This window comes from Psychrobacter sp. NPDC078929, from assembly GCF_050267985.1.
GTDB lineage: Bacteria > Pseudomonadota > Gammaproteobacteria > Pseudomonadales > Moraxellaceae > Psychrobacter.
Genome location: NZ_JBNNFX010000005.1, coordinates 132,557 through 156,810 on the forward strand (window position 1 = coordinate 132,557; position 24,254 = coordinate 156,810).

The window sequence follows — 24,254 nt, forward strand, 5'->3', positions numbered from 1 at the left end:
TTAACTGCTATAACAATTTTTATCTACCTAGTTGCTATATAAGGTTTATTAATCCGGTAGGCCAAACAATGCATCTAGACCTTTAACAAAGTCGATGGGAATATCCCAAGTGACCAATCCATAGCAGCCATAATTCTCTAAGTTGTTACTGCTATGTTTATTATTATCTTGAGAGGTAGTGTCAGCGATTTTAGCATTCGGATCATACACACCGCGTAAAAACACGTACTCTACAGCGCCTAAGTACTTATCTTCGTTACCCGTATAATCACTGATTCTCATGGCAAGGAACCGATGTAATGCTACTTGATAGATTGCTGCTTGTAGCCAGTAGCCTGCTTTGGACATTGCTTTCTTGAGCGTATCTTCATTGTAATCGCTTAGGCTATTTCCTAGAAAGTTACTTTTATAATCGACCACATAATACTTGCCAGCATGCTCATACACCAAGTCAATCTCACCGCGTAGATAACGATACAGATGCGCTTTATTTTGTGGAACTAGAGTGACATGTTTATCTGTCTCATCAGGTAAATACTGTTGAAAAAGTTGACTAATATCCTGTGCTTTAAAATTCTCTGACAACCCCATGTTGAACTCTAACTCGGCAAATTGTTGACCTGCATCAATAGAGCGCAACGGTTGCTTGGAGGCCAATAATGGCGCATCTAAGACCTCTTCAATCCAGTCCATCAACGCCTCATGTTTGCTAGCGTCTACTGAGTTAAGATTAAATGAATCAGTATTAACGTCATTACCTTGCTCTTGCGTCTTTGCTTGCAATCGACGGCTTTGGGTTTCAGCACTGCTATACACCAGCGGCAGCTGATAACTACTGATGGCTCTATCGATAACTTGAGACCACTGCGCTTTATTGTTGAAATCAATTTTTTCAAATATCTCATGCAAAAATGTACCGGCATTAGCGCCTTTAACAAAGGTAAAGCGGATATCCTCTTCTGACTTGAAGCTCAGTTCACCGTCTTGTTCGAGAGACTCATCGTTATTAAGTAACGAAATATCAGAAACTGAAGACTCTGTCATATCAATGTCTATCGCATCATCAATACGCTCATCCACTATCGCCATTGCTTGTGTAGATTCATCTAGCTGACGCGCCAAAGCGGTAAAGCTAGTCTTGGCCCAACCATAAAAATAATTAGTTTTCATCACCTCTGCAAAGGGCGCGTATTCAATAGCCTCTGTCGTAGGCTTATGAGCATTTGACTTGGTAGTAGCCAGTTGAGCACTGTCATTTACGCCTGTTGAATTAGCAGTTTTGTTTGCGTAATTATTGTCATAGAACTCATTAACCTTATGACCTCTGAGCATGCCTATGGTACCTTTGAGTCTATCAGGTAGCTCAAACTTGGCATCCTCGGAGTCAAACCAATGGCACACTGGTCTTAAGTCACAATCGGTATTTCTATAGGCCTCTTTTAACACTACATAGAGCTGCTCACTGGCCCGAGTAAATGCTACATAGCCAAGGCGGCGGCGCTCATCAAAATTCTCTTTTGTTTCGATATCAGTATAATAACCCTTATCCGTGGAAGAGCCTTGCAATGGTGAGAAGCGGCGCTGATTTCCTGTTGATTGACTGTCTATCGACTGCTGCACTAATGCTGAGGGCGCTTGTTGCGCGTTATATAGATACAGCCCATAGTCTTCCTTATTGCCAGACTTCCTACTGGCATCACCCATTCCCAATACATAGACAACAGGGAATTCAAGCCCTTTAGACTTATGAATGGTCATCAATTGCACACCAGATTCTGTCGGTAGCGGATATTGCTTAGCCCAGTCACTGTTAGGCGCTGCATCTATATGCTGTCTGAACCACGCCAGCAACTCATACTCACCCATGCCTAGACCATACTGCGCCAAGATGTCCATGACATGACGCAAGTCCATGATATGACGGTCACCTTCTGGATGAGCAGCTAGGGCTTGCCAAACGCCTTGCGGCTGTACAGGGCTTTTATCTAATAAATAATGTAGCGCCGATAATATGCCAAAGTGCTGCCAACGCTGTGCACCTTCTTTTAAATAGGTAATAAAGTCTTGATAGCTTTTTTTGGTATCAGTCGTTTCATTGGCTGGGAGGTCTTTCGAATTAGAGTTTTGTGAATGGGCGCTTGACGTACTGCTGCCCTCAGTAACGCCTGACTCATGGTCCGTCATCATGGCTTTGATGTTTTTGATACTCAGTCCATATAGGTGACTGGTCAACACCCGATTAATCATGTCATGACGATACGGGTATAACATGGCACTTAGCAATGCCGCTACATCTTCTGCCATAATAGTCTCAAAGATGCTGACATCACTAGTAGTCAAAGTCGGCACATTAAGCTTTATTAGCTCATCTTCGACCCTTTTCAGATCTTTTTTGGCACGTGCCAGCACCCCAATATCACTGGGCTGAATCGGCTGACCTTTAAGTGTCTGACCACTATTAAGCAAAGTGGCTATATGGCGAGCTGTTATTTCATGTTCATCATAATCAAACTCTTTTTCCTTATCATAAGGCAGGTGCAACAAGCTCACTGGCTGAGCAGAAAGCACTTCTGTCACCAATACGTTATCCAGCCTATCTGACTCATTAAACCAAGACAGCTCATATTCCGGTTTTGCTGCTTTGATATGTTGGTAGTGAATCCCAGTACCCAGTTGCGACAGCTTATTCTCAGCAGTTGTGGCATCAGCCATACCAAACCAACAGTTTAATGCGTTAATCACACCGGCATTAGAACGGCGGTTGATATCAAGCGTCCAAAGGGCACTTTTATTAAACTGGGCTTTCATATAGTTGTAGTTGGCCACATCGCCACCACGAAACCCATAAATAGCCTGTTTAGGATCACCAACCAGTAGCAGAAACTCATGATTGGCTTTCTTAGTGGTTGCCTGTTTATCACTGTCCGACTGTTTACGCTTATTCTTTGGCAAGTAGATGCTTTCAATCATAGTGGCTTGCTCGCCATTGATATCTTGCGACTCGTCAATCAATGCCACAGGATAGTGATGACGAATATAACGCGCCAGCTTATCTCCTTGACGACCAGTTAATGCTTGGTTTAAGCGTACCATCTGCAAACTAAAGGTCGTCTCGCCGCGCTCTTCTAAAATAACTGGCAGTCTATTACGCACAGCCAGCACAATACGGCGGTTAAGATTGGCTAAAACAGTAACTATGTGATCATTAAATTGTTGGATACAACAATTTAGCTTAAGTAACATCTGAACAGACTCAGTACTGATAAACCTTAACCGTCCTTGCTCTTTGTCTTCTAAAAATCCAGAATCTTCTGAGTCATCATAAGTTGCTTGAAGTTGTTTCAAAAAATTTAACTGTGGTTTGGATAGACTTTGAGAAAAAGATAGTTGTTTGCTCTGAATAAGATCTTTAAAATCTTGATAAAAACCTAAGTTTTTAGCAACACTTTTACGATTATCAAACCCTTCTTTTTTTCTAAAATCTTTCTCAAAGTAAGCTTGCATATCATGAAAATCACAATCGCAGAACTGGCTCAAGAATTCTTCGTAAGCCTGAATATCAAATTCAATAGTATCAACATTGTCAATCGGCGCAGAGATAAAATTAAGCGAGCGAGTCACATATTTCTTATGATCGCCAACTGCAGTCAGCTTACCTTGCTGATCCATTAGCGCATAAAGTTTAGGCTGCTCATAGTATAAGCGGCTCTGAAACTGACGCAGCTCATCATGGATAATACTATCAGTCACCTGTTCAATACTGCTGTCTTCAATAATTCCCATGCCCTGCTGATGACCCGTCTCGCTACTATATTCCGTCAGCCATTTTTGCGCCAAGCTATCGAGCGTACCTACGAATAGCTTATCCAACGTCGTTAGCACCAGCGCGGTACGCCTAATAGCTTCTGTCATTGGATAGCTGTAGACATGATCCAATAAATAACCAATTAAATGCAAGTTAATAGGATCTTTCATGATGCCATCTAAGCGCGCATATTTTGCCTGATTGACTAGCCAATCTTCACGATATTTTTTTGCTTGTTTACGTTTATCAGCGGTAGCTTGCTTATCAGTAGCAAGGTCTTGATTTAGCTGGTCAGTTTTCTCTGCCTCAGCGTTTGAGGCAGCACTTGAGTTATCTGCTTGTCTATCCTTATCACTCTCAGGCATGACTTGTAATATGTTCGGGTATAAACTCTCTTTATTATTAGTATCAGCACTTAGGCTATTGACCCATTGTAATAATTGATAAAAATCTACCAAACGGTCATGAATACGCTGACGCATTTCAGCTGCGGCAGCGCGAGTAAAGGTCGTGGCGATGATTTGCTCTGGCGCACGCCGCGCTTCAATCAGCAGACGCAGCACGATACCAGTTAATGTCCACGTTTTGCCAGTACCAGCTGAGGCTTCAATTAAATGCTTGCCTGTTAGAGCAACATCAACTGCTGGTATTACATCCGCTTTTTGATCAGATATAGGATTGGCGTGAGGCAGCTCATCCGAGTACTCATCGAATAAATGTGGTTGCGTAGACTGTGTAGAAAGGTCACTGATACTGGTTGGGTCGGTAAAGTCTGTCATAAGGGCGGATACTTTTAATTATTATCTATTAGAGCAAGAGAGCAAAAATTAATGATTCTAAATGACTAGAATGAATTGAAGACACGCTCTAATTAGCCGTCTAAGTCAATTAACGCGGTAAACATTGGCTCATACAATGGTCGTGCCAAGGTAGTCAACGCTGCCGATAATGCTTTGAACGCGTCTTGATCACGCAGTACATATTGCCAAATGGCATGCTGAGAGCACGTATCGTATACCGTGTCTACATTATAGTTAGGTCTTATCCAGTCTGAGAAATCTGCACGTTTTGGCCAATAACCACTGCCTTCACTTTCTTCAGACTTTAAGTACTTATCAAGATAATTGAGTGCATATTCTGGCAATAACGTAATGGGTACTTGACCGACTAGCTTGCCAAAAACCGCCCACTTTATCAGCTCAATAACGGCGTTTTCATACAGAATTGGGCTTAGCTTAAAGGCTATTACATCTTTATACTTACTAACTTGCGAGTTGGACTTATTAAAGCACCAAATACTCACACCATCATTTAGAGCCACTTGCTCAGCAGTGGTACGTCTGGCCACCTGCCAATACAAGTGCGATAACCAAAACTTGAGTAAATGCCTTGGGCTAGCAGAGTTGGGCAGTATATTTAACCATTGCTTGGGTGATTGCTCAGCATAAGGCACGCCCGCCTGAATAATTGATATGGGTGCTAATATAGGTACTGAGCCTTTGATCTTAATGACTTTTGGCAACAGCTTAAACAGTGTTTCTGTACCCTCTATATTCGTCTGATTACTTGACTCGTTGTCAGTGCTACTCAGTATATTTTTTAGCTCTATCTGAACAGGGTGTTCGGTGGTTGCTGTCAGTAGCTGTAATACTGTAGCGCTATCTGCTCCACCTTGGTCAATAATACTACTCTCATCAAAGCCATTAGCCATTAACTGCTCTTTGAACTCTAGACATTGCTGTTGCAGCTTTTGTTGTTGATTGGGTAGCGTGGTTTGACGAGCCACACCAGCTGGCATGATTTTTTGGTACATTAAGGTTTGATTAGCGCTGTCATCAGTCGTATTGGCAATAGTATTATCGGTCGCCAGCTCTTTAATCAAATGCGCTTTAATTTGATAGGTCGTCAAGCTGTCTAAAAATAGCGGCTCTTGCTGCGACAGCGCTTCTTCACCTTGCACCACATGCACCTTTTGAGTACGCAAAAACGCTTTGGCAGGATGGCGCACTTGGTACGCCAATACTCCTTCAACGTCTATCTCTCCAATATTAAATACGCTATCAGATACCGCTTGGGTAAGCGCTTCCGTCATGCTACCGACATCGCTAGCATCAACAACTGTATCTAGCGCCAACATTTCAGCCAATGCAGACAAGGTTTGATTGTCTACTCGACCTAACTGACCCAACCCTTGACCAAGTATCTTAGCGATTGACTCATATTGTGATTTTGTGGGTAAGCTCACCAGTTGCGCATGCTCACTAGATACTCGCCCTTTTAAAGTATGAAACACTGCCTGCCAAAGCGGCGCAGGCGGAAACTGCTTTTTTTGCGCCAATTTGGTTTTGCGCATGGCCTTATTTAAGAGAACATCTAATTCATCCATCATATCGACAGGGCTGGAATCCTGAGCATTGACGTTGGCATTGTTATTGCCATCAATATCAGGAGACGCTTGCTCAGAAACATCAATGCCTTCGATTTCTGTCTCAAACAGACTCTCATGAAAAGGCAGTGCAGGATGCTCAGTCACTAGCCACTGCTTAATCAATTTAGGTAAGTAACGCTTAAGGCTTTCCGTGGTGGGATCAATATTCTCAGGTAATGTCTCAAGCGAGTTCACCTGCCATTGCACCTCGCCTTGTAGGAATTGCAATAGCTCACTCACTGGGTTGGCTGGCAAATGCTCATGGGTGTCCGTCAAGCTTTGGCCGTTGTAGAACATCCAACATGCACTGCGCGCGCACAGTAGCGCATCTAAAAATGCCCCGTTGTCATCATCTTCACTGACTCTGTCACCGCGGCGGGCATTGGTCGCTTTCATCAAATCATAGCGGTTGTCACGATCACGCCCAGGAAACTCAGAGAGATCCATATTGAGCATAACCACCAGCTCAAACGGCACGTTTCTTAGTGCACCAAATCGACCAAAGGTAATCACCCCCGTCGGCTCCGCACTGACCTGCTGACTCTCTAGCTCCGCTTCGATACTGTCTAGCATAAAGCTCAGCTTGAGCGGCAACTGCTCCACACCTGCCAGCCTCTGCTCTACTTCTTTGTTGTCGACATCACCACTAGCGTACTGCCTATAGTGACGATTGGCTCGCAGACTTGATTTAAAGCCATTCATCGCATTGTAAATGGCGCGCATGGTACGTGTTTGATCCACATCGCCAAAGTAGCGATGGATAACTTGTGTCTCAATCTGATCGAGCCAATCTTCCGCTTTCATTTTTTGTGTATGATCATCACGTCGTGCAACCAAGCCAGTATAAATACGGCAAAGCGCTTCAACAATCAGCGCATCATTTAGGCTCACTTGTGGTAACGGCAAGGTCATTTCTGGTAACGCAGTGCTTGGCCATTCATCGCCATTTAGATCATATAAGCAGTCGCTCAACTCAGCCTCTGGCATGACCAGACCTAAAGTTAATCTGTCTAATGCCTGTGCAAAGCTAAAGCGATAGTCGTAATCATTGCTGTCTAAAGTTTGCTTAAGATGCAGCTCGTCAAAACCACGAATAAAGCCCGCCTCTACCAATAAATCACAGCCACGGCTCATTTGCTCATGAGTCAGTCCAAAGCTTTCAAACAATGGCGGTAACATGAGCCAGTCTAAGACTTCAGCTGCTTCAAAACGAGCGCTATGACTACCCAATAGTTTGTAAAAACCGATAATGGCTTCCCATAACTGGCGAATATCGGCATCAACAACACCAGTCACTTTAGCAGGCAAAGTCAAACCGTCTTGACCTTTACCATTGACGAAAATAGAACCAATCAGTGCATGATGACGTTCAACATCGGGTAGCAGCACAACAATGTCGGAGATATGGCGTTTCTTTTCACCTAGTTTGATAGGTTCATTTAGCCAACGACCAATCATAATACGTAATACTTCAAGCTGACGCTGCAAACTATGACACGAATGAATGCTTAGGCTATTATCTTGAGAAGAGATTGCCCAAAAACGGTCTTTCTCAAAACGCTTATTCTCTAACGCTTCATCTTCATACCAAGCCGTTGCTGGCTTAGCTTCATCAAAGCTTGACTCTATATGCTTACTTACCGCTTGTGAGACTGTAGCGGCTGTCGCCTGCTGGGTAGATTGCTCATCAAGCATCAATACATCATTTTGCAAACGTTTTAATAAGCTCAGGTTACCTTGCGTATCTTGAGTACTGACAGCGTCTTCAGTAGGGACGACACTTTCAGACATGCCTTGAACGAGCGCATCATCTACACCATTATCAAAGTTATCTTGCCATTCGACTAGCGCATCGTCGTATTGCTCATTACCTGATAAATTGGCAAGCATGGCAAACGCATCGCGCGACTGCTTGCCCAAACGCGATAGCAAACTGTGACCATAATCACGCAAGAACACACTCTCAGGGTTGATAATCTGCTGGCGTTGTAACCATGATTTATCGACGATATCTGCCCAAAACAGCTTTGATGGATTGTAGTGCAATAGCGTGATATTCATGTATTGCGACAGACTCTGTAGAAAGTCTAACTCGGTCTGTGGCAGTTGCTGGATGGTAAATATACGCAGTACTTTGGGCAATTGGTCACGCTCATTCGCCTTGTTACCTTTTAAAGCCGACCAAAACGCACGCTCTAGTGCCACACGATGTAGATGAACATCGGCAAACAAATGCGACCACAAGAAACGTTGGGCAATTTCTAACTCTACATAATGCTCGACCAACCACTCAGGCGTGCCGCGCGCATACTTATCAAAGCGCAGGGATAAGGCGTCTTTATCTGCTATCAACTCACTTACGTTCAACGGCTTGTTTTGTGACCATAATGCCAACCAATCCTCACGGTGAGTCAAATAGCGGTTAAACACCCTAGCCAAATCACTTGCCAGCTGCCAAATACGCGCATCTTGTTGCACCTTATCCTGTTGTAAACTGTCCTGTTGAGCACTTACCTGTGGGTCGTCAATCAAAGACGCTAGCAACGGATGCACTGGATGCTTTTCATCTGCAACGATTGTTTCTTGGTAGTAAGTCAAATAACCAAACAATCGCCACTGCATTACTGTCGGTGATAACACCGCCACTTCCGGCACATTCAGAGTTTCCGCTTCAAGGTTTTGCGCTAATAAGTATGCGTTGTGGCGAGTCAATACATCTTGCATCAGTGTCCATTGATACTGACCCCAAAATTTAGTACGCACTAAGGTACTAATACCAGCACGGCTAGCAATAGTTTTATCCAACCAATCGCCCAATACCATTGACGGTACAATGACAATAAAAGGCTCAAAAACAGGCTGATCCTTGGACTGGTACTGTACAAGCAATTGATCAACGAGGTTTTCGGTACGGTGCGACTGAATAATAGTGAACATAGACAATAATCTGATTGAAATAAGGGTTAGATATTAGGATTAATAAAAAAGGCTTCACTTATAAATGATGCAGCTGATAAAAATAGTGATAATAGTACTACGCATAATAAAGATAAGATGAGATGTCTGTATCCAATGTCAAAAACGCCATAAAACGTCTAGACAAAACAAAAATCGATACTCATCAATCCATGTTTGATGGTCGTTACTATGATGCATTTCTGCTAGCATGAGGGCCAGAAACAAAAACAATCATAGTAGCAAATTCTACATATCCATTGATAACGTTGACTTGCCAAATTTGCTATCAGTGTGCCATTGATGGTTATCGTTTACTAGTGTAAATGCCGATATTATAATAAGCTTGCGACATTTAGTGTCGTTTTATACTATCATTCATATTTACAATGAAATAATCTCATTGCGGTTTTTAAATTGGCCTTTACAACCTGTATCTAAATAACACTTTCTATTGACGGGATTACTTAATATTATGCCATTGCGTCCCATTGATGCTATTTTTGTCCATCCAAAACAACGCTTATACGTCGTGTATTATCGCGGTGAGTTGTGGCAACTGCCACGTATGAAAATCGATGAGAGATCATGGAAAAACAGACGACCCTATACCGATGATAGTAGCTCACTTTATTTGAGCATCCATCAAGCTATCAGCGACCCTATCCTTGCGCAGAAATTGAGAACGCTAGATCTACCTGTAGCGGTACGTAGTAGCACTTTGCCACGTTTTGAAGCATGGTGGGAGGCACATGGGTTTAAATGGTTAAAAGACAGACTATTAACCGGTGAATCGCCGTTAGCAGCGCATCAAACTACTACACCTGCTGCCAAGGTATTAAACAACCAATCTGATCCTCTAACAGATTGCCAAACCAATGGCCATACTGATGAAAGTGGTGAGGTTAATGAAGAACAAGTATCTACCCCTTCTGCAGACACGGATATCTTTGCAGACATGTTGGCTGAATTAACCGATGAAGTACTAGAACAAAAGCTTTAAAAAATAGATACTACCCTGTATATAAACGTTGCTATGAATCAACTAATAATAAAAGAGCAGTAATATATGAAAGACTACAAACTACTGCTGGCTGGGCTAATCTTGCTACTGCTCACAATCTTTATCGCGGTCTTCATTTGGTTGTGGACCAGTAATCAAAAAAACACAGACCCATTGCCAATCATGGCAAGTGAAAGTGAAGCAGACCCTAGTACGAAAGGGGATGAATCAAGAGAGATTGCTGACAGTGTTTTATACATTCGAGCAGAGGAGAAGTTACAGATACCTTTGGACGATATCATTGTGAGCTTTGAATCTCGTTATCCGCACGTACAAGTGTTAGCGAGCTATGTCCCCTCTCACGACCTTCTTACAGTACCAAGTAGTGGTTCTACCAAAGACAAACTCTCTGACTTTGTCTTTGATACAGATATGATTATTACCAATGACGATAGCCTATCCACAGAACGGGTATCGCTCCTACAGTCAGAGTTACAACAGGCACAAGATAGAAATGATCAAAGACAAAAAAGTACTGAGGCCAGTGATATAAGTAATGCATCTGATAAAAATAGTGATAATAGTACGCATGATAAAGATAAAAAGATACACACTCTAAACCCCTTTAACTATGCGCTAAAAGATGAACAGGAGCTTGAAGGTGTCATCCTGACAGACGATACAACTGCTATTAACTTCCGTAATTTTTTACTATCGAGCACAGGTCAAGATATACTAAAAAAATATGATTATGAGAACATTAGTGGTTATAAGAACAGTGTAAATGACTTATTTAAACCAACCTCACAGGCAAAAAATGCATCAGGTGATCATGCTGTAGATGTCACTGACGCGCTTAGCAATGGTGAGTAAAGATAAATTGTCTCTATTTGTCTTTTGTTGATTGCTTTTATGACTGCTTTTTTCTACAATGTCACTCCATAATGCGCCTATAGCTCAACAGGATAGAGCAGTTGCCTCCTAAGCGATCGATCCGAGTTCGAGTCTTGGTGGGCGCACCAATCATTGTATTTAGACATAACCTCGCATTACCTCAATCCCTTTAAACCCATTATACATATACATATTTGTCTTTATTGATCACTTGTCATTACCTGCTAGCACCTCTACAATGTTGTTAAATAAGTTGTTAAATAGTATACAACATCATTTTTTGTTGTTAATTATGCAGTGAGGTTCTTGTTAAACCTCCGAGAGCCTAGAGGTATAAGCCATGACAAGAAAAACAGACTACCGACTAACTGACGCTGGCGTGAAAGCCATCGCCAAACAATCCACACCGACCAAAGTCACGCGCCATGGTGATGGCAACAATCTATATCTTATACAACACCCAAATGGCTCACTGTTTTGGCAGGTGACTTATCGCTATCAATCCCCTAAAGATCTTAAGCCAAAGCAAAAAACTTATCAGATTGGTATTTATAAATCTGCCAAGCAAATCATTGGCTCTACATTTAAACCAGAGGTGTCACTAAAAGAGGCTCGGCTGGCACGCGATAAAGCTCAGGCGCTCCTCAGTGATGGCTTTGACCCAACTAAACACAAAAATCATGAAAAAAATAATTTTGAGCAAAAAGACTTATTTAGAGTGATTGCCAAGAGCTATATTGACGAAAAATCTACCACTACCTCTAAGAATATTCAAAAACTTCACAACTATCTAAATAGGCATATTGCACCTCATATCGGTGACTATCCTATTGCCTCCATTACTGCACAAGACGTTATCAAAACAGGTCTAGAAATTCAAAACTACTTCGAAAAACAAGGCAAATGGACAGCCGATACTACAAGTAAGTGTGTTGAGCTAATTGGCTCAGTTTTTGAATATGCTATCAATACGTTAGGCTACGATATCATTAATGTCGCTCATGGTCGTAATAAAGCTTTAAGACCTCATCAGGCTAAGCGTATGAAAGCAGTCGAGCAGCATCAACTTTCTGAATTGTTACGTAATATTGATAAATATGTTGCAGATCATCCAAATGCACATGAACAAACCGTGGCTGGCATGCAGCTGATGACCTTCTGTTTTGTTAGAACGAAAGAGCTAAGGTTTTTTGAGTGGTCGGAGATTGATTATCATAAAAATGTGTGGCGTATACCGGCTCATAAGATGAAAATGCGTCAAGACCACATCATTCCGCTATCATCACAAGCGATGGCCATTATCGAGCGTATGCGATCTTTGACAGAAAAAACGGGTTACGTATTTTATAACTTCAGAAAGAATAAACCTTATAGTGAGGCTTGGTTTAATCAAGCTCTGAAACGCATGGGTTACACAGGTGATCCCTACCCTGAAATGACTGGGCATGGATTTAGACAGCTTGCCAGCACGGGATTGTATGAAATGCAATTCAGTGAGGACGTAATAGAAATACAGTTAGCCCATCTTAAGCAGTCTAGTGTCAAAAAGCGCTATGACTTGTCTGCACATTTAGCAGAACGACAGATGATGATGAATCAATGGGCAAATCATTTAGATGACCTTCGAGCTGGCAAGGCGGTCAGCTTTGACTTATTGACCCCTAATCAAATCACTAAAGAAATGAATAGCAGGAATAAGCAAGCAACTGATATAGCAGTGCATGATAAAGATATATTGATAAAGAGTTTACAAGCGCAGGGTGTATCGCCTGAACTAATACATCAGCTAACTATACAATTAGCATAAAATAAATAAAATTAATATGGCTTTCTACTATGAGACTGTTTAAAAAAATAAAACAAAATACATCTATAAATAATGAAGGAAAATCTAATAGCAATTATGTTTTAGCTACTGAATATTTAGAGGAACTAGCAGTAAAAAATAATCAAGACATTAGTTCAGTTGCTAATTATTTATCAACGATTGACCCTTTTAAAGGTTTAAGAAATTTTTATTTATTAAGAGATGGCGAGTTTATCTTTCTTGAGGATAAATCTGCATATCAATCCGTGCAGGTTAGAAAATTTCTTGACGATGCCACATACCATAAGGATCATAACCATACACTGAACGTGCATGACAACTTCAAAAGGACTTATGAAGATTATTATCTAAAGCGAACCGATACTGAAAATATCACAATAAATCAACTGAGCTTAGCGCGCTCTAAAGAGATACCTGCTAACGGTAGCCTAGCAAGCTACCTTTCTTTCTTTAACATTCCTCAAATTGCTGCACTATATTTAGGTATAGCTTTAGAGGATGTATATATAACCGATTCTTCACATGCATATTACTCTAATGCAAATAAATACCCTGAAGAGTACTATAAAAAATATATGCAAACAGTTAATTGTATTGAATCAGATTTTATATATGAAGGAATAGTAAAAAATAACTTTGTTAGTGGGTTAAACGTTAATGATACTTTGGATCTTACTCAGACTACTATAGATCGTAATAGCTTAGAAAGATTATTATCTTATAAAGGCTATTCGTTAAATAACCTACTGAAAAATCAGCCTTCTTTATTGAAAAATCTTGAAGAAAATACACTTCTTAGAGAAAACTTAGATAGTGCTAACAAGCAAATTTTTAGCCTAGAAAATGAAATTGATAGATTAAGAACAGATCTAGAAAAAAATAATGAGCTAGCTAATAGCAAAGAAGGACAAGGAGATAGCTTATTGATTCTAGGTGCAGTAATGGAGTGTATTAGAGACGTTGCTAAACCAAATTACACACAAAAAAAATTAATAGAGATAATATTAGACAAATACAAAACTGAGCTATGCTGAAGAAACCGTACAAGTAAACTTGGTAAACTAAGCGTATTAATCGGAGTTTATCATGACCAAGAAAGTAAGAACCTACAGTGACGAATTTAAAGCCGAAGCTGTTAAAAAGATAGCAGACAACAACGGCAATATTTCAACGACCGCAAAGCAGCTTGGTATCGCCATGCAAACCTTATCGAACTGGAACAACAAAGCTAATCAAGGCAAACTTGTAGGAACAGCTCAATACGATCCTGATCTTATGACGGCTCTTCAAGAAATAAAGCAGCTCAAGCGACAACTTAAAGTTGCCGAAGAGGAGCGAGAGATCCTAAAAAAGGCCACGGCGTACTTTGGCAATGAGGAGCGTTAAGAAACAGTCTGGGAGACTGTTTTAGTGACGCAAGACGTAGGGCTATGCACGCAGTGACAGTTAGTCAGGTACGCCTTTATCAAAGATAATCAGCACTTCTTTAGCATCACCACTATGTGCCGTGTGCTAAGTGTTAAGCCATCAAGTTATTACGACTGGCTGAGTCGTGATATCAGTGACCAACAGATACATCGTAATCAGTCTGAGCTACTGGTTAGGGCTGCTCACAGTGAAACTCGTGAGCGCTATGGTGTTGAGCGACTGCATGCAAAGCTCATAGAGCAAGGCCATGATATTAGCTTGTACATGGTCAGACGTATCAAAGAAGAACATGGCATAAAATGCCGTCGCCATAAACGCTTTAAAGTCACTACAGACTCAAACCATAATAAAATGGTTTATCCAAACGTGTTGGATCAGCAGTTTGATGCTAAGCGTCCTAATGAGTCTTGGGTCAGTGACATCACCTATATCTGGACAAATGAGGGTTGGCTGTACTTAGCAGGGGTTAAAGACTTATACACTAAAGAGCTGGTTGGCTATGCCATTAACAAACGTATGACCGCTGATCTAGTATGCAAAGCATTGAACATGGCCATCAAGAACAAACGGCCCAGCAAAGAGCTAATCGTTCACTCTGACAGAGGCAGTCAGTACTGTAGCCATGCCTACCACAAGATTATCAAACAGCATCAGTTTACAGGCTCAATGAGCGCTAAAGGTAATTGCTTCGACAATGCACCCATAGAAAGCTTCTGGGGCACTTTAAAGAACGAGCTGGTATATCACGAAGACTATAAAACAAGGTTTACAGCCATCAGCGATATCATTGGCTATATTGAGCTGTACTACAACCAAACGAGGATTCAAAAGGGTTTGGCCTATAAATCGCCAAGACAGGTGTGGTTTGATTATTATCGTCAGGCTGCGTAACTAAAATCTCCCAAGTTTAAGTCTACGGGATTGACGGCAGGGGTCAGTTAACGGGCTGTGTAAAACCGAGGTGATTGATTATTTAAAACAGCAATGGCGGGATGCGTATGATGTTGAATTAGCAACCCTAGAATGGGTCGATTGGTTTAACAAAACACGTTTGCATAGTAAAATTGGTTATTTGTCGCCTTTTGAGTTTGAAAGACGATACTATGATAGTCTTACTGAGTCAGACAAAGTTGCCTGACTCAAGCAATCAACTCTCCGATATAGTCGGGGCGGTTCAGGCTTACACCAAAAATTGTTGATAATAAGATTTGTCAGGGTTACGAGGCGTCTTTATGAAAATCGGGGTTTGTATGTGACTGGGTCTGTTCTTTTTGACATAAAAAATGCCCCTTAAATAAATGTAGTGAATACATCTAGTTTAAGGGGCTTATAGGAGCCCATCCCAGATTCTGTGTAACTGCCATTTAGATTAAATGCCTGCTTATACGATCATCAAACATAATCATAAAGCGATTCAGAGCAGACGTCCAGTTACGGATGGGCATCGACCACTTTTTGGATGCCTGCTGGGTGGCTAAGTACACCACTTTAAATGCTGCCTGATCAGAGGGGAACACCTTACGCTTATTCACCGCTGTTCGAATCACGCTGTTCAATGACTCAATAGCATTGGTGGTATAGATGGCTTTTCTGATGTCTTTAGGGTAATTAAAGAACACCGTTAAGCCCTCCCAGTTATTGCGCCAAGACTTGACCACGTGCGGGTAATCTTTGCCCCAAGTCTCATCAAAGTGCTCAAGATTGGCCTCTGCCATCTCAAGCGTATCAGCGCCGTAGATGGCTTTTAAATCAGCCGCTACGGCCTTTTTATCCGTCCATGGCACGAACTTCATGGAATAGCGCACCATATGCACGATACACAGCTGAACCTGTGCCTTTGGATAGACGGTGTTAATGGCATCAGGGAAGCCCTTTAGACCGTCAACACAAGCGATTAAGATGTCTTGTACGCCACGGTTTTGAAGCTCGGTAAGAACACCCAGCCAGAACTTAGCGCCTTCATTCTCTGATAACCACATACCAAGCAGCTCTTTTTTACCGTTAAGAGCAACACCTAGCGCTAAGTAAATGGCTTTGTTGATGATCTGCTTGTCTTGACGTACTTTGACGACAATGCAGTCTAGATAGACGATAGGATAAACACTGCTCAGCGGCCGGTTCTGCCATGCGGTGATGTCCTCTAATATGTTATCGGTGACTCTAGAAACCAAGCTGCTCGAGATGTCGACGTCATAGAGCTCTTTAATGCTCTCTACAATCTCGGTGGTGGTTTGACCCTTGGCGTAAAGGAATATGATCTTGTCATCGAGACCTGAGATACGGGTTTGATGCTTACTAACGAGTACAGGCTCAAAGCTGCTATCACGGTCTCTTGGGGTAGAGATTTTAAGATCGCCTGTATCACTGCGGACGGTCTTTTTAGTGTGCCCGTTACGCTTATTAGGTTTATCCGCCTTTTCATGCTTGGGGTAGCCGAGATGGTCTTCCATTTCAGCCTCTAAGGCAGTATCGATAAAGGATTGCATGAGCTGCTTTTGGAAGTCTTTGATGTCATCAAAGCTTTTCATGCTACCAGCCATTTGCTCGGCCAATTTTTTAATGTCAGATTGAGTAGTCATTGCTTATTCTCCTGTTAGTGGATTATAAGCAGTTACACAGTTTTTAGGAAACTCCCGCTTATAGGGGCTAGTTTGTGGGGTGTTCCTATCAATTTATACAACAGCGCTTGTATTTTTTACCACTACCGCATGGACAAGGTTCATTTCTTCCTATCTTTTCATGAGTTATCCTTGGCTTTTGGCCAAAGGAAAGCTTCTTTATATCTTTTATACGAACTGCTGATGAAATAGGTTTGAGATCCGCGACCAGCTCTTCCATTTCATCTGATTGAACCCACTTGCTTTCATGGTAAGAAGTAAATCTAAATCTACCTTGAGTTGGACTAAAACAGACCCCTACCCAAGACTCGGCTTTGCAAGTATATTTTCGTTTCTCACAATGGGTAGCAAGTCTCTTATAAGCAGTATCATTGTCATCTTCATTACAATGAATGGTTAAACCTGTTCTTCCCTCGAACAAAGGAATAGAGATATCATGGTGGCGATGGTCTTTTTTAAATTGCACAATCATCTTTAAAATTGCTTCATTGATTTGCTCGACGGTATCACCGCTTAGTGATAGAAGGTGAAATCCTAGCTGTTGGAGACCATAATCTGTTGACAACTTAATGTCATCGATTATTTTACCTATATGCGTATCTTGATGAGCTGTAAGAAAACCTTCTGGTATTACTTTACCCTTATACCCAACCCTCCTGTCTAACATTGCCAACTCCAGATCTACTGAAATGTCATCATCAAGCATCACTAAATCAGGACTTTCATCAAAATAGAGGTTTTGCTTGATGTAGGTCGAAAGTATTACTAGCTCATGGTTAGAAAGGATCGAGTCGCCATAGTCGCTTCGCTTAATAAGATAGTCTAGAACAAATAACGGAGATGGCAGTATCTCTGTGATCATATCAATTAAAAAAACATCCATTACATAAGGGTGCTTTATTACATCGGTCGTTTCATACTTTAAAAAATATCTAGCTTGAGCAGAAAGAGCGGGAAAATGATCGGAAACAATACAAACTGGAAATATCGTTTTGAAACCAGATCGAATATTAACTTCGTTGCCAGAATCGTCTTTATATACGTATCCGTCTTTTTGTATTAATTGACTGCATAGGTACGCTTGATCATAAGCATCCTGAATTGCTTTCTTAAAATCATTTTCCAGTTGCTTACTATTTCCTTTACGTGCTTCAATAGTGAGCTTTTTGGATTTGGCTTGCACTACTATCGCGAATTCCCCAAATATAACTAAGACGTCGATTTCACCAGCTTTGTCTTTACCATCGAAAATGTCAATATTGGTTAAAACATTTTCTTTACCAAATACTAGAGCTAAACGCTCAGCAGTAAAATCTTCTGTAAAAACTCCTCTATGGTCACTTGCTATAACTTTATAAGCGTCATCTGTGTTAAACCAAAAGAACGGATTTTCATAGAGAGCTTCCCATAAGCTGTATGCTTGAAAGCTTACAAAGTTATCTTCATCAACTTTGATTATAGGAAAAGCATTTTTGTGGTTAAAGTCATCTACGGATTTAAAACATTTCATCCCTTCTTGAGCCTTAGCCGAAAATGCAGCGATCACAGCTCTGACAACTCCTTCATTCAAACCACTTTGCGTTACAACTTCGGAGACATCGAAACTAAATAAAGGTAGATGGTATGGTAATGGCCAACCTTCTACTGAAGAGGCAGCTGTATTAACTTTTTCTAATTGAATTTGTTCTATTGCAGAAATAACATCAACTGCTTGCGAAATTCTAAAACCTTTATTTGCTTCGATCCAATCTTCATCAAGAGAATAACGACGTTTAGCTAAATCCTTATATTGATGTTTAAAAACTCCGTCCCCTCCGTAGAAAATAGCTTCACGCATAAAGTGATTCTTATCTATGCTTGGATTTATATCTCGTATGAATTCACCAAAGTCAGGTATATCATCACTATCTTTGTTATCAAATTTTGCAGACAAAGCTTCAATATCTAGTGAGGGATAAAAGCTGTGATGTAATTCGTCAAGAAGCTGCCAGACAAGCTCAGATTTTTCTTTTAATTCATCTAATTCTAATTTTTTATCATTGAATCCACTTTTACATGCAAGGCCAATGAGTGTCGAAAGTTCAGTTCTAGATAGTCGAATCTTATCAAAAACCTGTTCGAAGGCTTCTCTATCTAAATTACCATTAGAAGAATAAATGAAAGTATCTTTACAACAAAAAAAAGCGACTACTTCCCAAAAACCTTCTTGCGCACTAAGTATCTCTAATTCATCAAAAATTTCTTGCTCAGTTCTCATAAAACTTTCCAAATATGGGTGAATTGATACTCAATTTAGCACATAAGGAACTAGGATCGCTCATCCAAATTTTTTGTTCATCAGCTTTATACCTAACTCCAAAGGGATCTACAATTTTTTACACCTGAGTTACCGACACTAAAAATAATGTCATTGACAATACTATCGAAGTGACACTATAATTGATGTCAATCAACATTTTAAATTATAGGATCTAAAAATGACGTATTTATTAGAGTCTGAATTATTACAATCACAAGACACCTGGAAGCGCAGTCAAATAAGAGTAACACCAACGCTACATAAGGCTGTAACTGACTACGCCGCTGAGGAAGACGTTGCCTCTTTTAATACAGCTTTGCTTGTATTGATAAACCAAGGACTTACTTCATTGAAGAAATTGAGTCGAAAAATTATCTTTACAGAATGGCACCCAACCCAGCTTAAACTGGAAGATAGTGATAGTTTTATCAATCATAACGAGAAGGTTCGAATGGCTTGCTCAGAGTACATGAGTGACTTTCTTAATGGTCGTCCAAGCTATGAACTAATTAGTTTTGAGTTTAAAAGTCGAACCCAAAAAATACATAGAAAAGATCAAGAAGTCCTTTATGGTATTCGTATTTGGTATAGCTATCCTATTGGCAAGTAAGCAATAAAAAACCCAACTCTTAAAAGGTGAGTTTTTTATTGACTGCATGAGCCGCTATTTTTCGCCGTGTTTTTCCAGCTCGTTTGACACTTCAACGGCCATAGCCACAATCTCATCTTTAGTGTGACTATTGGCCATAGCTTCATAGCTGGCGTTACCTTTCAAACAATACTGTGCTGAATTCTTATCGATCGCTTTCGCATACGTGAGAAGGTCACGTTCAGGCTCTAAACGCATGTTGTTAAACTGATTATTTTTAATCAGGTCTGCCCTTGCTTGGTTCCGCACCGTAATAAAGTTGCTAACGACCGTACTGGTCGGCTCATTGGTTGATATGAACGTGGTGGCCAAACGCATAAATCGACTGGTTAGCATTTGCTTGGCTTTGGTATAAGGTATTAGCTTTAGCGGGTAAAGATCTGCTACGGCAATATCCATGTAAGCGGCAGCGGCGCACATCAGGTTATCATCTTTTAATGAGCCGACCGCTTGCGCCTGACTAATCATAGCTAAGCCAACTAGCACGCCAGCGCTGGCGCGTTTTATAGTCTCGGTGACACACTAACTCATTCTTCAATATGCCCTAGAAGCTTTCTATTAGAGCCTTGTTAAAACAATTGCCTTTACCACTCTTGAGCCTGTAAATTGATGCTGCTTGATAATCTTATGGTAGACATGGCTACAGTACTGACTACTTCTGTCAGAATGATAAATCAGCTCTTGGCTTGGATTTTTATTCTTAATTACTATACTAAGTCTGATGTCATATGCTTATTGATGATGTAGCCAGCCATCTCTTTAGCGTAATTATTATATAGGATATTAAAACTATCGAATGGATAGTATGGCTGGCAAGGTAGTTTTGAAATAATGAGTTCTTGTAGAATTAACTTATATGCATATATTTAAAAACTATTAGATGTGACTACCTATAATATTACGGGTATATAAATAATATTTATAGATATACTAATCATTAAACAAAATATTAATGCACTATATTGATAATCTATCTAAGCCTATTCATATAAGGCCTATAGCACAAATTACTAATAAGAATATTTGTTAGGTGTCTTTGTGAAAATCGGGGTTTGATGAAAGCCGTCTTACAAGCACCCTTGATAATGACAGTTGCGGCGCGTTTGTCTGCTTTGAAGGACGAGTACGCAATCATAATAATGCCAGTAGCGTCAATCGTTTGACTTATTATGGCTACGAAGATCTTGCCATCAATCAAGGTCGCGCCATTATTGAAGAAGCCAAAAAGCGCTTTGAGATTACCCATGCCATTGCCATCCATCGTATCGGCGCGTTAGAGATTGGTGATGTCGCTGTTTGGGTTGGCGTGGTTTCTGCCCATCGCTATCCTGCCTTTGATGCTTGTCGCTGGATATTGGATACTATTAAAGCCGACATTCCAGTTTGGAAGCAAGAATATTACCAAGACAATTCTTCTAAGTGGCTTAGCAATAACGGCTAAAGCCGTCTTGAAAATCAGGTCTTAAAAACATGCTCTAACACTGGGTCTAACACTGGACTTAAAACTGTAATTTAAATAACTGCTCAAAGCGATACTGGCGAGTAATAATAAGAAGGCTTCATAATAATGATTAAAATAATAACAATATCATCAGCTTGCTTAGCATTAACGCTAACCGCTTGTAGCAAAGAGCAAACCGCTGAGCTTGTTCAATCAAGCGCCGACAACGCCACTGAGCAAAATCAAACACTACGCATCGCAGCGGCTGCCAACTTATCAGATGTATTGCCTGAGATTATTGCGGGTTATAAAATGGATAAGAACCTGCCTGCACAAGCGATTGACGTGACTTATGCTTCTTCAGGTAAGTTATATGCGCAGATTACCTCTGGCGCACCTTACGATATATTTTTATCCGCCAATCAAGAATTTCCTACCAAGCTAGCCAAAGAAAAACTAGATAACGTAAAATCTGCTGACGAAGCAACCCACGAGCCCTTTACTTATACCCGAGGTCAGCTGGCACTCTATAGTGCTAACAAATCCCTTAAAGGACTCAATTCTACTACCTTAAATGCATTATTGATGTCTGAGTCTGATAGCAAGATCACCATTGCCAATCCAGAACTTGCCCCTTATGGCAAGTCGGCCCAAGCCTATCTACAAACGCAAAATATCTTTGACACTCTCACTGAGCAAAGTCGCATTATTCAAGCTGAAAACATCGGGCAAGCGTTTCAATATGCGCATACTGGCAATGTCGATTATGGCTTTATCGCTCAATCACAACTGACAGCAATTAAAGCCACACCTGAGCAGTTCTATACGTTAGCGCCAGACGCTTACCCCCCTATTTTGCAAGACGGGTTGGTGATTAGTGATACTACTGCCGCGACAGATTTTTCAAACTATCTGCGCTCGCCTGCTGGACAACAGTATTTTTCTGACGCAGGTTATCTCGCTATAGATTAAGATAACTTTGATAAAAATGCGCTCTAGCGGTTCTCATCGGAGCGTTTAATACTGTCTGGACTGGCATCATAAATAGCCTCTAATTCTTCTGTCGTCAGATAGCGCTCAACGATAGGAAACAATTCTCGTTCTTCAAAACGAATATGATCGTATAGCAAGGCGGCGAGTTTTTTGACTTGTCCAACTGTGACCTGATCGCTTTGAGATTGTGGCAAATCTTGAACCTCTGCCATGAGTGCATGCAGGGATTTGTGCTGTGCATCAAGTGTATTTAGTACCGATGCTACCTCAGGTTTGGAGCTACTATGAGGCTGTAAGGCATGAGCAATTAGATTGTCTTCAATCTGAAAATGCTGTTTCATCTCGTCAATATAAGACGTGATATTTAGCCAATGCTTGGCAATTACGTTAGGTTCATCAGGACACTCTTTGGCATGGCGAGATAGATTCAGACCTAGATGATGTTGACGCGATAATGATTGTAATTGTGTGGCGCGTTTCATGATTCAGTACCTCAGTTAATCGACATAAAGTCATATGTCAGTAGCATTTAAGGATTTTTATTTATGCTTAATTATATACTCATATTACACTTGTTAGGCGCTACTGTCTGGACAGGTGGTCACCTCATTTTGACCTTGGTGGTATTACCAAAAGCGCTATTATCCCAAAATATTGATGGTCTAAGGCAGTTCGAGCAGCTATTTGAAAGGATTGGCATGCCAGCTTTGGTGCTGCAAATAATCACTGGATTTTGGATGGCATACCAGCTACTGCCCAATATTGCTGCCTGGTTTAAACTTGATAATGATTTTAGTATTCTTATTAGTCTCAAATTACTACTATTGCTAATGACTATTCTGGTTGCTTTACACGCTCGTTTTTATCGAATACCCAGACTGTCTGTTCAGACCCTGAAAGGATTTTCAATCAATATCATATTGGTCACTTTGTTTTCTGTCGCATTTGTTGTCGTTGGCACACTCTTTCGGACAGGGTTAAGCTAGTGATTCGATACTTTTTTGTTATGAACAGAATCTAGTGGCACTTCAACATTTAAATTGAACCATAGCGTTAGCAGTTTTCCAAGTAACCGGCCTAGTAGTATCTGCATGTTACTAGCCCATAACCGTAGTTTTTAGTTTGACTTAATGAGTATTCACATCCCTCAAAGATACAATCTCTTACGCCGCTACCGTCATAGACTTTTTCTTTGTTGTGGTAAACAAGATTGTAAGACGTTGCTTATTTTTTTCAACCACTTCCCAATCCTACAAAGTCCCTAATTTACTTCAGAAATTTTCGACTGCATGGTATCTATAGACTAGGGCGTGTCCTCAATTACCCTCTTTGGCGTTATCAGCAACTGCGTCTTTATTGTCTGCTAATACACTGGCTGCACCTAAACTCTCTAAGAGTATCAGTAGCACTACAAGCAGTGATATGGTTCATGTATTTGGCTGGATGGAGGATGCTTGTGATGGTGAACAACCACCTTACAAAAAGGTTTATGATAAACATGCAGTATTTATAAATAGCATTAGGGGTCAAAGACCTTATGAGGATTTCGTCAAGCCAAAGGCGCAGTGGTCGTCAGAATATCGTAATACGATAAAAGAGGTAAAAATGAACGTCGGTGATATATACACTGAGTATCGAGTCATTTTTAATAAGGGCGTCACTTACCGTGGTCAACCTCTAGAGGAATATATATTTAGTTTTATACCTGAATCATCAGGTGGTCAAAACACTTTAAAGTTCTCATCCAATGCCAGTCTACCTAGTATTATGTCGAACTTTCAAACTCGTCAGGTAGAGTACTGGGGTGAAATGGAGGACCGAGGCGCTATCTACAGTCCTAAAAATAAAATGGTGACCTGTGAATTTTGGTAAAAATATCATTGTTATATCAGGCTCACCTGCGAAGTAATACC

At 40.8% G+C, this 24,254-nt stretch carries 14 protein-coding genes, 1 tRNA gene and 4 pseudogenes; 12 read left to right on the forward strand and 7 right to left on the reverse strand.

Translation table 11 applies throughout. The features are described 5' to 3' along the window. Positions 1–48: 48 nt before the first annotated feature. Entirely contained in the window at positions 49–4,584 is a 4,536-nt protein-coding gene (locus ACQKCG_RS04655) for a UvrD-helicase domain-containing protein (RefSeq protein WP_427550877.1), read from the reverse strand. A gap of 92 nt (positions 4,585–4,676) precedes the next feature. Continuing rightward, a complete protein-coding gene (locus tag ACQKCG_RS04660; protein ID WP_427550876.1) occupies positions 4,677–9,170 on the reverse strand; it encodes an exodeoxyribonuclease V subunit gamma in 4,494 nt (1,497 codons plus the stop codon). A gap of 493 nt (positions 9,171–9,663) precedes the next feature. Here ACQKCG_RS04660 and ACQKCG_RS04665 point away from each other — a divergent pair, with 493 nt between their 5' ends. The 7 genes and pseudogenes from ACQKCG_RS04665 to ACQKCG_RS04695 form a co-directional block, all read left to right on the forward strand. After that, positions 9,664–10,191 (forward strand): hypothetical protein, encoded by a 528-nt coding sequence (locus ACQKCG_RS04665; protein WP_427550875.1) that lies wholly within the window; start codon positions 9,664–9,666, stop codon positions 10,189–10,191. Between the two features lie 66 nt (positions 10,192–10,257). Next, positions 10,258–11,064 carry a hypothetical protein gene (locus ACQKCG_RS04670; RefSeq protein ID WP_427550874.1) on the forward strand — a complete coding sequence of 269 codons (807 nt, stop codon included), beginning with the start codon at positions 10,258–10,260 and terminating at the stop codon, positions 11,062–11,064. A gap of 73 nt (positions 11,065–11,137) precedes the next feature. Then, positions 11,138–11,213 (forward strand) — tRNA-Arg (locus tag ACQKCG_RS04675). Between the two features lie 212 nt (positions 11,214–11,425). Further along, on the forward strand, positions 11,426–12,892 hold the full coding sequence (locus ACQKCG_RS04680) for a tyrosine-type recombinase/integrase (protein ID WP_427550872.1): 1,467 nt from the start codon (positions 11,426–11,428) through the stop codon (positions 12,890–12,892). 29 nt (positions 12,893–12,921) lie between these two features. Further along, positions 12,922–13,947, forward strand: coding sequence for a hypothetical protein (locus ACQKCG_RS04685; protein ID WP_427550871.1), 1,026 nt, complete (start codon positions 12,922–12,924; stop codon positions 13,945–13,947). Between the two features lie 52 nt (positions 13,948–13,999). Then, a pseudogene (locus ACQKCG_RS04690) lies at positions 14,000–15,232 on the forward strand (IS3 family transposase). Positions 15,233–15,275: 43 nt separating this feature from the next. Beyond that, positions 15,276–15,479: pseudogene (locus ACQKCG_RS04695) on the forward strand (IS3 family transposase); the annotation flags it as partial. Between the two features lie 226 nt (positions 15,480–15,705). Here the strand turns inward: ACQKCG_RS04695 and ACQKCG_RS04700 are convergent. Continuing rightward, a complete protein-coding gene (locus tag ACQKCG_RS04700; protein ID WP_201573189.1) occupies positions 15,706–16,920 on the reverse strand; it encodes an IS256 family transposase in 1,215 nt (404 codons plus the stop codon). 88 nt (positions 16,921–17,008) lie between these two features. Then, positions 17,009–19,216, reverse strand: a complete 2,208-nt coding sequence (locus ACQKCG_RS04705; protein ID WP_427550870.1) for an SEC-C metal-binding domain-containing protein — start codon at positions 19,214–19,216, stop codon at positions 17,009–17,011. Between the two features lie 220 nt (positions 19,217–19,436). Here ACQKCG_RS04705 and ACQKCG_RS04710 point away from each other — a divergent pair, with 220 nt between their 5' ends. Continuing rightward, the gene (locus tag ACQKCG_RS04710; protein ID WP_427550869.1) at positions 19,437–19,868 is read left to right on the forward strand and encodes a hypothetical protein; all 432 of its coding nucleotides are present in this window, start codon (positions 19,437–19,439) and stop codon (positions 19,866–19,868) included. A gap of 54 nt (positions 19,869–19,922) precedes the next feature. Here the strand turns inward: ACQKCG_RS04710 and ACQKCG_RS04715 are convergent, their stop codons facing one another. Together ACQKCG_RS04715 and ACQKCG_RS04720 are read right to left on the reverse strand one after the other, a co-directional pair. Next, complete coding sequence (locus ACQKCG_RS04715; RefSeq protein ID WP_427550868.1) at positions 19,923–20,375, reverse strand: hypothetical protein; 453 nt, start codon at positions 20,373–20,375, stop codon at positions 19,923–19,925. 79 nt (positions 20,376–20,454) lie between these two features. Further along, a pseudogene (locus ACQKCG_RS04720) lies at positions 20,455–20,674 on the reverse strand (IS3-like element ISPar1 family transposase); the annotation flags it as partial. Positions 20,675–20,961: 287 nt separating this feature from the next. Between ACQKCG_RS04720 and ACQKCG_RS04725 the strand changes: the two are divergent. After that, positions 20,962–21,348, forward strand: a pseudogene (locus ACQKCG_RS04725) (molybdenum cofactor biosynthesis protein MoaE); the annotation flags it as partial. A 126-nt stretch (positions 21,349–21,474) separates the two neighbouring features. After that, positions 21,475–22,320 carry a molybdate ABC transporter substrate-binding protein gene (modA, locus tag ACQKCG_RS04730; protein WP_427550867.1) on the forward strand — a complete coding sequence of 282 codons (846 nt, stop codon included), beginning with the start codon at positions 21,475–21,477 and terminating at the stop codon, positions 22,318–22,320. 23 nt (positions 22,321–22,343) lie between these two features. Here modA and ACQKCG_RS04735 read toward each other — a convergent pair whose 3' ends face one another. After that, positions 22,344–22,823, reverse strand: coding sequence for a hemerythrin domain-containing protein (locus ACQKCG_RS04735; protein WP_427550866.1), 480 nt, complete (start codon positions 22,821–22,823; stop codon positions 22,344–22,346). 63 nt (positions 22,824–22,886) lie between these two features. Between ACQKCG_RS04735 and ACQKCG_RS04740 the strand changes: the two genes are divergently transcribed. Both ACQKCG_RS04740 and ACQKCG_RS04745 read left to right on the forward strand, forming a co-directional pair. Continuing rightward, positions 22,887–23,327 (forward strand): CopD family protein, encoded by a 441-nt coding sequence (locus tag ACQKCG_RS04740; RefSeq protein ID WP_427550864.1) that lies wholly within the window; start codon positions 22,887–22,889, stop codon positions 23,325–23,327. Positions 23,328–23,670: 343 nt separating this feature from the next. Continuing rightward, positions 23,671–24,213: a hypothetical protein gene (locus ACQKCG_RS04745; protein WP_427550862.1), complete on the forward strand. Its 543-nt coding sequence runs from the start codon at positions 23,671–23,673 to the stop codon at positions 24,211–24,213. The last annotated feature ends 41 nt before the right edge of the window (positions 24,214–24,254 follow it).